Below are 11,979 nucleotides of genomic sequence, written 5' to 3'. Positions count from 1 at the left end.
ATTAAACCAATTTATGGTGGCTAAGGTATCAAATTGTTACATTTACATTAAATATGACTGTTTAAGTTATGAACAAAACAATTTTCTTAACAGGAATTGTGCTGGGAGGTACCGCTGTTATGATTGGAGCATTCGGGGCTCATTCACTTAAAGACCTCTTAAATGATCAGTCTTTGGATACTTTTAAAACAGCGAACACATATCAGATGTATCATGCCTTTTTTTTTCTTTGTCTATCCATGGTAAAAAAAATAGACGCAAGGTCATTAACGAAAGTTTACTGGCTTATGATTACTGGATTAGTGTTTTTTTCAGGATCTCTTTACTTTTTAGCCATAAAAGAATTGCATGGTCTTGACATATCAATTTTTGGAATAATTACACCCATTGGAGGAGTCCTTATGATAACTGCTTGGTTATTGTTAGGGGTCTATGGCTATTCTCAATTGAAGAAGAACTAACATAAAATTAAATTTTTGACATTTACTAATTCACAGAATATATACGACTACGATGATAAATCAGAAAATCATAGATAATATTTCACTCGATTTAAAGGCTTACGGTTTGGAAAACAACAAGACTTATTACCAATTAGCTCCGGAAGAACTCCAGATAGTTACTATTGAGAGAGGAATGGGAGTGGAAACCACAAATGGCACCTTAGCCGTGAAGACTGGAGAATTTACTGGAAGATCGCCTAAAGACCGCTTTATAGTTAAAGATGCGATAACCGAAGACAAAGTTTGGTGGGGAGATATTAACATTCCATTTGCGCCTAAAGACTTTGATGCCTTGTACGCTAAGGTAATTGCCTATTTAAAAGGGAAAGACTTGTTTGTTAGAGATTGTTACGCCTGTGCAGACGAAGAGTATCGTTTAAAAATTAGAGTAATAAATGAGTACCCCTGGTCTAATATGTTTGCCTATAATATGTTTTTAAGGCCAAAGGAAGCCGAATTGGAGGCGTTTAGCCCGGAGTGGAAGGTAATCAATGCCCCTGGATTCCATGCGTCGCCAGAAGAAGATGGTACCAGACAACACAATTTTGCTATTTTAAATTTTACAAAAAAGATTGCGTTAATTGGTGGAACTGGTTATACCGGGGAAATTAAGAAAGGGATCTTTTCTGCATTAAATTTCCTTTTAGCAGTATACCATGAAACTTTACCAATGCACTGTTCTTCCAATGTTGGGGAAAAAGGAGATACAGCCTTGTTTTTCGGTCTTTCCGGAACTGGAAAAACGACTTTATCTACAGATATAAAAAGGAAGCTGATAGGGGACGATGAACATGGGTGGACAAAGGACGACAAGGTATTTAATTTTGAAGGGGGATGTTATGCCAAGGTAATACATTTGAATCAGGAAAAAGAACCGGAGATTTTCAATGCAATAAGACCTGGTGCAATTTTGGAAAATGTAGTCCTAAAGTCAAACGGGGAGGTTGATTTTGATGATACCAGCATTACTCAAAATACTAGGGTAAGCTACCCTATTAACTTTATTACTAATATAAAAGAACCGTCCATTGGGGATAATCCTAAGAATATCTTTTTCTTGACCGCCGATGCTTTTGGCGTTTTACCCCCAATTTCCAAACTAACCCCTAGCCAGGCGGCCTATCATTTTATTTCTGGGTATACCGCTAAAGTGGCTGGAACAGAAGCAGGAGTGAAGGAACCAATTCCATCGTTTTCTGCCTGTTTTGGAGCCCCTTTTATGCCACTCCACCCAACAGTTTATGCCGAACAATTAAGTGAGAAAATGACTACCTCTAAAGTAAATGTTTGGTTGGTTAATACCGGATGGACCGGTGGATCTTATGGTGTTGGGAAAAGAATGGAACTGCGATATACCAGAGCGATGATAGATGCAGCACTTTCTGGTTCATTAGGTCTATATTCCTATGATACTTATCACATACATTCGGTATTTGGCGTAGCACAACCAAGGAGTTGCCCTGGAGTACCTACGAGTGTCCTTAGTCCAAGAGCTACTTGGAATAATGATAAAGCCTACTACGATGCAGCTTTTAAGTTGTCTAACGCTTTTCGTGAAAACTTTAAAAAGTTTGAATCTTATGCGAATGAGGAAATTAGAAGAGGCGGACCTCAACGCTACGGATACTAGAAATTAATAAAAAGCGCTAAAAAGTGATTATTTCTTATTTACGCTGGTTATATATTTTTGTAATGCCATGGTCATTGAAGGTGTCTCCGGTGTTGGAGCTTCAATATCTATTCTTAAACCGGCATCATTTGCGGCCAGCACGGTAGAGTTTCCAAATACGGCAATTCTGGTATTGTTTTGCTCAAAATCAGGAAAGTTTTTAAGAAGGGATTCTATTCCTGACGGACTAAAAAATACTAGGACGTCATAATAGACATTTCTTAAATCGGAAAGATCGCTAATTACTGTTTTGTAAAATATGCCCCTCGTCCAATCTATATTTAAACTATTTAATATTTCTGGGACACTTGGCTTTAAAGCATCAGAAGAAGGAAGTAGAAATGACTCTTCCTTATACTTCTTTATTAACGGAACTAACTCAGGAAAATTTCTTTTCCCAACATAGATTTTCCTTTTTCGATATACGACATATTTTTGCAGATAAAATGCCACAGCCTCTGATTGACAGAAATATTTCATCGCATCTGGGACTTTAAAACGCATTTCTTCGGCAATTCTGAAAAAATGATCCACGGAATTTCTACTGGTCAGAATAATGGCCGTATAGTTATTGAGATCAATTTTTTGTTGTCTAACATTCTTAGCATCAACGCCTTCCACGTGTATAAACGGTCTAAAATCTACCTTTACCTTTTCTTTCTCAATGAGTTTGAGGTAAGGGGAATTTTCCATTTTTGGTTCTGGCTGAGACACCAAAATCGTCTTTATCTTCATATACCTTAATCTTTTAGATAGTTCGCAATGATTACAAAGGGTGCAATTTCGAGAGCGCAAAGGTACAAAATAAAATAGAAAAAGTAGCCTGAGATTAGTATTTGATAGTTTTTTATTATTCTAACCCACCCTATTAGATTTATTAGACCAATAAGAAAAATACTTATAAACAATACTATTTTGGAATTCGGTATTATATAGCTTAAAATGATATTGGCGAGCAGCATTATGATTCCACTGTAGTTCAGGTAAGTAAGTTTCCTAAATATTAATTCCACAATTACTCTGTGATTATTAAAAATAACGCCTCCTCCAAGTTGCAAGAGTATTTTGGAAAGAAGATAAAGAATTAGCAGGCTTAGAATTAGGAAAATGGATAGTAAATAATCCTGTGTACCACCCTCAAAAAGGATTTTGGAAATGTAGTATATATAAATGGAAAAATTAAGAAGTTGAAAAACACTAAAAAAAATATGAAACCAGTTTACCAATTTATCCTTCTTGTTATATAGGGAAATATATTTATTGTTAAACGGCAGGATAATAAAGTTAGTAAAACGGTTGTAAAATAAAGTTTTGGCAATGGCTACCATCAGTAGGCTTATGACCATAATTATGGTGATACCATCGAAATTTTCAACGAATCTATTAGTTGCTTCCATCCGGTAGTTTTACGTTATCACCATTTATCCCCCAATACAACGTATTCTCGGATATACTTATTTTTATATAGTTCGGTTCCTCAGCAAGCGTGTCTGGTAACATGGTTTTAAAACTGGTAGTCGTTTTGGACCTTAAAATAGTGTCCTTTTTGTTTGCGGGTATCGTCTGGGTTTCCTGAATGTCAACTACATTTTTGTATTTGTCTAAAAAAATTACAGCAAATTTTAATTTGCTAAGGGGTATGTCAATTTCATAAGGATTATCTACTTCTAGGCTTAACTCTTTTGCACCAGATTGCACCTCGGACTCTTTCAGATAGGTTCTAATTTTCCTAAAAGACTGAAAGTTATTAATAACAACACCATAGATGGTGTCTTCTTTGGCGGTAAGGTACTCAAAGTCGCCATTATCCCTAAATTTAGAAATATATGCAATGTCTTTTCCCTGCACCGTCATTTCTGAATTATCTATGGAATATTGATTTCTGCGATATCTAATATTGTTTAAAGAGTAGGAGGTAATTCCACTGTAAAAGGAATACATTGGCGCTTCGCGGTATGAGTTTTCAAATACAACAGGGGCGTCGCCAACTTTTTCATTCAATGAATTCACCCACTTTTTATTGCCATGTGTTTCATATACAATAGGAAAAAATGGCTCGAATATCAAACCGATTCTAAGAAATAACAATATCCCAAGGTTGAGTATACCCATTCGCATAATCCATTTTCTATCATTCGAATTCTCAAGCAGGTAATTAAAAACGATAAGTACCATCGGAATACAAATAATAATTAACCACTGCATTTGGACTCTTCTGCTTAGACTAGAAATAAAAAAGAAAATAATAACCCCATAAACCAAATACAAAAGAGCTTTGGAAAAGGTATCACGAGGTTTGGTTTTCCATAAGGCTTTGTATATCCACGGAAAGGTAAATCCAAACAAAGCGATTAGATTAATAAAAAAAGCCAGCGTAAAATCACCAAACTCATAGGCTCTATTTGGTCTCTCATAAAGATGGTACCGTATGGAAACAAAATCATTTTCATACAGCCAATGTAAATGTGGAGAATACGCAACGATGGCTATAAAAACAGAAAACCATGCGTATTTGTTTTGGACTAATCTTAAATTTGAAAGAATTACAAACAGTATAACTAAGACGGCATGGTACTTACTATACATTAATCCGGCCATTACAAGACCAAGTAAAAGCGATATATATAGATTAGGTTTCTCAATAAACTTTTTGTAAACCAGAAGGAAAAGAGAAGTAAAAAATAACAAAGGTGTATCCGGAAGAGTGAGAAACCCGTAGGCATGTAAGAGGGTCATCGAAAAAAAAAGCACAAAAAACAAGCTGGTATATTTACTTTTCTCTTTACTATCAATTAATTGCCATAGGATAATACAGGTTCCAACAGACATTAAACAACTGATAAATCTTACGCCTAGTTCTTGATTAAAAAATAAACTTCCCAGTTTAACCAAAACCGCTACCATAGGAGGGTGATCAAAATAGCCCCAAGCCATATTTTGAGCATAATACCAATAGTAGGCTTCGTCAAAGATTAATTCGGTAAAAAAACTTTGAATAATATTAAGTAATAAAACTAAGGCCAATAAATACAGAAAAGTTGGTGGAAGCTTAAGTCTCATATAGTTGGTTAGTTCAAAACAAAATTACAAATTAAAGTTATATGTATTTGGCTTAAAGAAACCATAAAAGTAGCCAGCTATTTTACAGACCACCTTATAAAATGCTATTTTTGCTCAAATTCGTACAATTCAGGATGTCTGACAGTTTAGTTATTATTCCCACCTACAACGAGATCGAGAATATCGAGGCTATAATAAAAGCAGTTTTTGCTCTTAAAAAAGACTTTGATGTCCTTATCGTGGATGATAATTCGCCAGACGGAACTGCGGATAAGGTCGAACAACTTCAGGAAGATTTTAAGGGCAGATTGTTTTTGGAGATCAGAAAAGAGAAGGCGGGGTTGGGAACTGCCTATATACACGGATTTAAATGGGCCCTAAAAAGAGATTATTTGTACATATTTGAAATGGATGCGGATTTTTCTCATCGTCCATCCGATTTGCAAAGACTATATAGAGCGTGTTTAAATGGGGCCGATGTTGCCGTGGGATCTCGCTATAAAAAGGGTGTCAACGTGGTTAATTGGCCATTATACAGAGTTCTTTTGTCCTATGGAGCTTCTTTTTATGTTAAGTTAATTACTGGAATGCAGATCCACGACCCAACCGCAGGATTTGTATGCTATAAAAGAAAAGTATTAGAAACCATAAATTTGGACGCTATTAAATTCATTGGCTACGCTTTTCAAATAGAAATGAAATTTAGAGCTTATTTGAAGAAATTTAAAATAGAGGAAGTCTCAATTATCTTTACAGATAGGGAAAAGGGTAAATCTAAAATGAGTACGGCAATTATATGGGAGGCAATTTTTGGAGTGTTTAGTATGAAAACAAGAAGTATTTTATTTAAAGATTGGTAATGGGTGAGATTTTAATAAAAAATGGAATGCTAGTCAATGAAGGACAGCAGATAGAAGCCGATATCCATATACAAGGAGAAAATATTGTAAGGATAGGTAAAGACCTCTCTTCTTCTACTGCAAAAATAATTGATGCTAGCGGGCTTCTGGTACTACCGGGTATAATAGATGATCAAGTTCATTTTCGTGAACCAGGCTTAACGCATAAGGGAAGTATTGCAACAGAAAGTAGGGCAGCCGTAGCTGGAGGGATTACTACCTTTATGGAACAACCTAACACTATTCCACAAACAACTACATTAAATAAACTAGAAGAAAAGTTCGCCATAGGTAAAAGAACTGCCTATGCAAACTATTCATTTCTTTTTGGAGGCACAAATGATAATTTAGAAGAAATAAAGCGATTAGACAGAAAGGCCTGTTCTGGTATTAAACTTTTCTTGGGTTCTTCCACAGGAAATATGTTAGTAGACAATGAAGAGGTTCTGGAGAAGATTTTTAGAAATACGGATATGGTAATCTCAGTTCATTGTGAAGATGAAGCCACCGTAAGAAATAATCTGGAATTGTACAGGCAAAAGTATGGAGAAGACATCCCAATAGAAAAGCATCCACTTATTAGAAGCGAGGAAGCCTGCTATTTATCTTCATCAAGGGCAATATCGTTAGCAAAAAAAACAGATGCCCGACTACATGTTTTTCATCTTTCTACGGCAAAAGAGACAGCACTTTTTACAAATGATATTCCTTTAGAGGAAAAGAAAATTACAGCAGAGGTTTGTGTACATCATTTGTGGTTTTCAGATAAGGACTATCCGCAAAAAAAGACTCTTATTAAATGGAATCCGGCAATAAAGACGGAAGAGGACAGAAAGGGGTTGTGGAAGGCTCTTTTGGATGATAGAATTGATGTTATTGCTACTGATCATGCACCACATAAGATGGAGGAGAAGTTAAATGTATATACAAAAGCACCCTCGGGAGGCCCCTTGGTACAACATGCTCTTCCTGCTATTTTAGATAAAAGCCAGGAAGGCCTTATTTCAATAGAAAAAGTAGTTCAAAAAATGTGTCATAACCCCGCCATTCTATTTCAAATTGAAAAGCGTGGTTTTATCAGAGAAGGATATTATGCTGATCTTGTCTTAGTGGATATGGATACGGCCTGGGAAGTAAACAAGGACAATATACTGTATAAATGTGGCTGGTCTCCTTTTGAAGGCACCCGCTTTAAATCGCAGGTTAAGCATACCTTTGTAAATGGTCACTTGGCCTACAACAAAGGGGTCTTATCGAGACAGCGTAAGGCAAAAAGGTTAACTTTTAACAGATGATGAAAAGACTATTATATTCTATTGCTGCGCTGATAGTATTTATTTCCTGTGCCGAGGAGGTGATTAAGAAACCAGATAATCTAATAGAAAAGGAAAGAATGATTGATATATTGCACGATTTAGCAATTATAAATGCAGCTAAAATTACGGCTTCAAATACACTGGAAGAAAGGGAGTTTGTACCTATGGAGTATATATATAACAAATACAACGTAGATAGTGCACAACTTGTTTCAAGCAATCTTTATTACGCGTCTTTACCGCTTGTTTACGAGGATATTTATGAACAATTGGAAGCCAGAATAGACAGTGAAAAAAATTCTTTGGAATCGTCAAGGCAACAAAAGAAAGATAGTGTAAAGGCCTCCAGAAAATAATTAATTCCTATCTCTTTTATAGTAAGTACAATATTTTAAAATAGAAGTATTTATTGGTTTAAAAGCGTATGAAAAATCTTTTTTAACTTTTCCATTATTGTACTCCTGTGCATTATTTAAAGAATATACAGTATTCTTAGTAAGCCTTCTTTTTCTACTACTTAAAATACTCCAAAACCAATCTAAGCGCCATAGTATTTGAAGCTGCCAATTTTTTAATATTTTTGAGGCAGGTTTCACTCCAAGTCCTTTCGCAATTGTGTCGAGGACGGCTTTATAAGTTAAATTCTCAGAAACTACAATATATCGCTCGTTTTTAATTGTAGAATTCATCGCCAAAATCATAAGATTGGTGAGATCTTCTACCGAAACAAAACCCGTGGCTCCAGGGGGATAGTAGTTGGGTTTCTTAGCTGCAATTTTAAATAAAAGGCCACTTCCATTTCTCCAAAAACCAGGTCCCAGCACAATTCCCGGATTTAGGATACAAACAGGAAGGCCTTCCTGAGCGCCCCGCCATACTTCCATTTCTGCTTGATGTTTTGAAAGGGCATAAACGTTAGAATAGCTATCTGTCCAGTCAATTTCTTCCGAAATAGTATTGCCCGAGGTGGCTCTTCCCAAGGTGGCTATAGAACTTAGATAACACAATCTTTTAATCTTATTGGCCAGACATAGGTTAACAATATTCTCAGTGCCTATTTTATTGGATTTCTGTAAGCGGTAAAAATCATTGGGATCAAAGGAAATTAAAGCCGCACAATGATACACTTCTTTTATTTGTTTAAATGCAATCTCTAAATCTGGAATACTGCTAAGATTTGCCTTTACCCAGTTGATTTTTCTATAATACTTTTCAGGGTCTTTTGAGTAATATGAAAAAACATGAAGTACTTTTTCCAGACGTGCTTCATTTCTATATATAGCTTTTACTTCAACATTTTTTTGTACTAATTGCCACAAAAGATGCGATCCAATTAAACCAGTACCTCCGGTAACTAAAATCATATGTCAAATTTACTTAAATAGAACGGATAAATTTAAATAGAAAGTAAGCCTACTTTGTAATTCCATTATATTTGCAAGGATTTAAGTAAGCTAAATTGAGATGAGTAAAAACTTTGTAGAGGAACTGAAGTGGCGGGGGATGTTACACGACTTTATGCCGGGAACAGAAGAACATTTGCAGAAAGAAATGCAGTCTGCCTATGTAGGAATAGATCCTACGGCTAACTCTTTGCATATTGGTCATTTGGTAAGTGTTATGATGTTAAGACATTTTCAGCTATCAGGTCATAAGCCATTTGCCCTTATTGGTGGCGCTACCGGAATGATTGGAGATCCCTCAGGAAAATCCAAAGAACGAAATTTATTAGATGAGACAACATTGAGGTTGAATCAGGAAGCACTCAGAGAGCAACTCTCGCGTTTTTTAGATTTTGATAGTCATGAAAAGAATGCCGCAGTTTTAGTTAATAACTATGACTGGATGAAAGATTTCTCTTTCATAGATTTTATTAGGGATGTGGGGAAACATATTACTGTCAATTATATGATGGCAAAAGATTCTGTAAAAAAGAGACTTTCTTCAGAAGATAAAGAGGGGATGTCTTTTACAGAATTCACCTACCAATTAGTTCAGGGGTATGATTTTCTGCACTTATTTAGGGAGCACAATTGCAGTCTTCAAATGGGTGGTAGCGATCAGTGGGGAAACATTACCACTGGAACCGAGCTGATAAGAAGAATTGCAGGAGGTAAAGGTTTTGCACTAACTTGCCCCCTTATAACTAAGGCCGATGGAACAAAGTTTGGAAAGACAGAAGGGGGTAATATTTGGTTAGATGCACATAGAACTTCGCCATATAGATTTTATCAATATTGGCTAAATACCTCAGACGAAGACGCTGAGAAGTATATTAAAATTTTCACCTTTCTTTCGAAGTCCCAAATCGAAGGTTTGATCAATGAGCATAGACAAGCTCCACATCAACGCAGCCTGCAGAAGACACTTGCAAAAGAAATTACTATAATGGTACACTCAGAGCAAGACCTTAAGAAAGCAGAAATGGCTAGTTCTATTTTATTTGGGAAGTCTACCTCCAAGGAATTAAAAGAGCTCGATGAGAATACTTTTCTTGATGTTTTTGACGGAGTGCCTCAGGCTTCCATTCTTAAGACTGAAATTGAGGCAGGTTTAGATATGATAGGGGCACTGGCCGCAAAAACCCAGTTTTTAGGTTCAAATGGAGAAGCAAGAAGAGAGTTGAAGCAGAATTCTATATCCGTTAACAAGGAGAAAGTAGGGGAAACTTATAGGATTTCAAAGAACGATCTTATTAATAATAAATATGTGCTTTTACAAAGGGGAAAAAAGAATTATTTTATTCTGGTTGTCGACAAATAATTACAATTGATGAATTTATCATTTGATGATATTAGTAGTGGAAGTATTTCTGTTATCCTTGGTTTAACACTAGTACTGGCAGGAATTATTTTTGTTCGATATTTAGTAGTATCGGGAGCCTATCATTATCTTTTTTTTAGTTTGTTTCGCAAACATTTTGAGCACAGAATTTTAGATCACAAACCACATAAGAGAAAGCAACTATTAACTGAAGTCTATTGGTCGGCAATTAGTGGGCTGATTTTTGCAGCTTTTGGGGTATTTATTTATTATTTATGGGCTATTGATAAATCGGCTATATATACAGATATAAATAAGTATCCTCTGTGGTATATTCCAATAAGTGTTGCTTTATTACTTTTTATTCAGGATACCTATTATTATTGGATACATCGATGGATGCATCTACCCTCCGTATACAGGTATTTACATAAAATCCACCACAAAAGTGTTCATACTTCTGTTTTGACATCTTTTTCATTCCACCCTTTGGAAACTATTCTTCAGGCACTTATTTTGCCAGTAATAGTGGTCTTATTGCCTCTACATGTATATGCCCTATTGTTAACCCTCTTATTAATGACCCTCTCTGCTACCATCAATCATGCAGGGGTAGAGATATATCCTTCAGGCAAAATTGGAGATCTTATGGGAAAGTGGATTATTGGAGCAACACATCATGACCACCATCATCGCAGATTCAATTATAATTTTGGTCTTTACTTTACTTTTTGGGACAGATGGATGGCCACCGAACATGGACATAAAAAGAAAAGAACACTAAAATCAAAGGGCTAAAAGATTACACCCCCTTATATCCGAATGATCAAACCGTCCTAATACTTCAAAGGAATTGTCTTTATATACTCTGCCTAAGTCTTGGGTAGCTATAAAAGAACAGGAATTAATATTGGCCAGATCAATTATATTAATGCCTCCATTTTTACCAGTCTTTACTAAGTTTAAAGGATCTTCGGCATCTCTAATAGCTATTCCCATCCAAGGGGGGCATTTAAATATTCCATTTCCATTGGAGTATGCCTGAGATAACAGTTCGGTCATTCCATATTCCGAATGAATTGCTGTCTGTTTAAAGCCCTCCATTAATTTTTTATGAAGCTCCTCTCTGACCATTTCTTTTCGTCGCCCTTTCATCCCGCCAGTTTCCATTATTATGGTGTTTTTTAGTGGAATATGTGATTCTTCAATAAGATCCAGAAGAGCATAAGATACACCTATGAGCAACGTTTTGCTGTTTGCCTTTTGAAGCTCTGCTAAAACGTTTTTTAATTCACCTCCTTTTTGTAAATAAAACCCGCTATCTGCATGCTCACTTTTTTCAATTAGGGTCTTTACCATGTAGATTAAGGAAGAGTTTCCTTTTTCTAAATAAGAAGGTAGTAGTGCTAGGATACAATAGTTTTTGATAGCACCATAACGAAGTTGAAAACCTTTTGTAAAGCTTTTTTCATATAGGGAGACATCACTGACTAAATGCTTGCTGGTAATTGTGCCAGTGGTACCGCTGCTTTCAAAGATGATTTGGGGTTTTTTACCTTCTGAAATAACTTCCTTTTTTTTGAAGAATTCAATGGGTAAATAAGGAATTTCACTTATTTGATTAACCGTCTCAGGAGATTTTTGAAGGTGCTGGCAAAAACTTCGGTAGACTATACTATTTTCAAATTGGAAATTGAAAACCTTAAGGGCAATGTCCTGAAATTGGTCCCTAGAATTAATCCCAAAAATGTCAGTGATAGTCATTTAAA

12 protein-coding genes are annotated in these 11,979 nt (G+C 35.7%); 7 read left to right on the top strand and 5 right to left on the bottom strand.

What is annotated here, in order from left to right:
• Positions 1–68 precede the first annotated feature (68 nt).
• Both PXG98_RS01750 and pckA read left to right on the top strand, forming a co-directional pair.
• Positions 69–461, top strand: coding sequence for a DUF423 domain-containing protein (locus PXG98_RS01750; RefSeq protein WP_276388679.1), 393 nt, complete (start codon positions 69–71; stop codon positions 459–461).
• A gap of 52 nt (positions 462–513) precedes the next feature.
• Positions 514–2,133, top strand: coding sequence for a phosphoenolpyruvate carboxykinase (ATP) (gene pckA, locus PXG98_RS01745; protein ID WP_276388678.1), 1,620 nt, complete (start codon positions 514–516; stop codon positions 2,131–2,133).
• 27 nt (positions 2,134–2,160) lie between these two features.
• On the opposite strand, the gene PXG98_RS01740 is transcribed toward pckA, so the two are convergent.
• From PXG98_RS01740 to PXG98_RS01730, 3 genes are read right to left on the bottom strand one after another with little or no spacing between them, the layout of a single operon-like run.
• A complete protein-coding gene (locus PXG98_RS01740; RefSeq protein WP_276388677.1) occupies positions 2,161–2,907 on the bottom strand; it encodes a uroporphyrinogen-III synthase in 747 nt (248 codons plus the stop codon).
• Between the two features lie 5 nt (positions 2,908–2,912).
• Complete coding sequence (locus tag PXG98_RS01735; RefSeq protein ID WP_276388676.1) at positions 2,913–3,569, bottom strand: DUF4271 domain-containing protein; 657 nt, start codon at positions 3,567–3,569, stop codon at positions 2,913–2,915.
• Entirely contained in the window at positions 3,556–5,232 is a 1,677-nt protein-coding gene (locus PXG98_RS01730; RefSeq protein ID WP_276388675.1) for an ArnT family glycosyltransferase, read from the bottom strand. Before PXG98_RS01730 ends, PXG98_RS01735 begins: the two co-directional genes overlap by 14 nt.
• A gap of 134 nt (positions 5,233–5,366) precedes the next feature.
• Here PXG98_RS01730 and PXG98_RS01725 point away from each other — a divergent pair, with 134 nt between their 5' ends.
• The 3 genes from PXG98_RS01725 to PXG98_RS01715 are packed head-to-tail and all read left to right on the top strand — an operon-like array spanning position 5,367 to position 7,803.
• Complete coding sequence (locus PXG98_RS01725) at positions 5,367–6,092, top strand: polyprenol monophosphomannose synthase (protein WP_276388674.1); 726 nt, start codon at positions 5,367–5,369, stop codon at positions 6,090–6,092.
• Positions 6,092–7,426, top strand: coding sequence for a dihydroorotase (locus tag PXG98_RS01720; protein ID WP_276388673.1), 1,335 nt, complete (start codon positions 6,092–6,094; stop codon positions 7,424–7,426). The genes PXG98_RS01725 and PXG98_RS01720 overlap by 1 nt, the downstream gene beginning before the upstream one ends.
• Positions 7,423–7,803 (top strand): DUF4296 domain-containing protein, encoded by a 381-nt coding sequence (locus PXG98_RS01715; RefSeq protein ID WP_276388672.1) that lies wholly within the window; start codon positions 7,423–7,425, stop codon positions 7,801–7,803. Before PXG98_RS01720 ends, PXG98_RS01715 begins: the two co-directional genes overlap by 4 nt.
• On the opposite strand, the gene PXG98_RS01710 is transcribed toward PXG98_RS01715, so the two are convergent.
• Complete coding sequence (locus tag PXG98_RS01710) at positions 7,804–8,811, bottom strand: NAD-dependent epimerase/dehydratase family protein (RefSeq protein WP_276388671.1); 1,008 nt, start codon at positions 8,809–8,811, stop codon at positions 7,804–7,806. It abuts the gene before it with no gap.
• Between the two features lie 100 nt (positions 8,812–8,911).
• On the opposite strand from PXG98_RS01710, the gene tyrS reads away from it, so the two are divergent.
• Together tyrS and PXG98_RS01700 are read left to right on the top strand one after the other, a co-directional pair.
• Complete coding sequence (gene tyrS / locus PXG98_RS01705; RefSeq protein WP_276388670.1) at positions 8,912–10,210, top strand: tyrosine--tRNA ligase; 1,299 nt, start codon at positions 8,912–8,914, stop codon at positions 10,208–10,210.
• Between the two features lie 9 nt (positions 10,211–10,219).
• Positions 10,220–11,008, top strand: coding sequence for a sterol desaturase family protein (locus PXG98_RS01700; RefSeq protein WP_276388669.1), 789 nt, complete (start codon positions 10,220–10,222; stop codon positions 11,006–11,008).
• On the opposite strand, the gene PXG98_RS01695 is transcribed toward PXG98_RS01700, so the two are convergent.
• A complete protein-coding gene (locus tag PXG98_RS01695; RefSeq protein WP_276388668.1) occupies positions 10,997–11,974 on the bottom strand; it encodes a LuxE/PaaK family acyltransferase in 978 nt (325 codons plus the stop codon). The genes PXG98_RS01700 and PXG98_RS01695 overlap by 12 nt on opposite strands.
• Positions 11,975–11,979 lie beyond the last annotated feature (5 nt).

The sequence above is a fragment of the Eudoraea chungangensis genome, from assembly GCF_029360665.1.
Classification (GTDB): Bacteria; Bacteroidota; Bacteroidia; order Flavobacteriales; family Flavobacteriaceae; genus Eudoraea; species Eudoraea chungangensis.
Note: the sequence above shows the minus strand (reverse complement) of the source record. Positions and strands in the feature narration are given on the sequence as shown.

Bases quoted from the DNA above. Each gene is read 5' to 3' on its own strand.
- PXG98_RS01720 (WP_276388673.1), top strand. From the start codon at position 6,092: ATGGGTGAGATTTTAATAAAAAATGGAATGCTAGTCAATGAAGGACAG.
- PXG98_RS01725 (WP_276388674.1), top strand. From the start codon at position 5,367: ATGTCTGACAGTTTAGTTATTATTCCCACCTACAACGAGATCGAGAAT.
- pckA (WP_276388678.1), top strand. From the start codon at position 514: ATGATAAATCAGAAAATCATAGATAATATTTCACTCGATTTAAAGGCT.
- PXG98_RS01715 (WP_276388672.1), top strand. From the start codon at position 7,423: ATGATGAAAAGACTATTATATTCTATTGCTGCGCTGATAGTATTTATT.
- PXG98_RS01740 (WP_276388677.1), bottom strand. From the start codon at position 2,907: ATGAAGATAAAGACGATTTTGGTGTCTCAGCCAGAACCAAAAATGGAA.
- PXG98_RS01750 (WP_276388679.1), top strand. From the start codon at position 69: ATGAACAAAACAATTTTCTTAACAGGAATTGTGCTGGGAGGTACCGCT.
- PXG98_RS01730 (WP_276388675.1), bottom strand. From the start codon at position 5,232: ATGAGACTTAAGCTTCCACCAACTTTTCTGTATTTATTGGCCTTAGTT.
- PXG98_RS01735 (WP_276388676.1), bottom strand. From the start codon at position 3,569: ATGGAAGCAACTAATAGATTCGTTGAAAATTTCGATGGTATCACCATA.
- PXG98_RS01700 (WP_276388669.1), top strand. From the start codon at position 10,220: ATGAATTTATCATTTGATGATATTAGTAGTGGAAGTATTTCTGTTATC.
- PXG98_RS01695 (WP_276388668.1), bottom strand. From the start codon at position 11,974: ATGACTATCACTGACATTTTTGGGATTAATTCTAGGGACCAATTTCAG.
- PXG98_RS01710 (WP_276388671.1), bottom strand. From the start codon at position 8,811: ATGATTTTAGTTACCGGAGGTACTGGTTTAATTGGATCGCATCTTTTG.
- tyrS (WP_276388670.1), top strand. From the start codon at position 8,912: ATGAGTAAAAACTTTGTAGAGGAACTGAAGTGGCGGGGGATGTTACAC.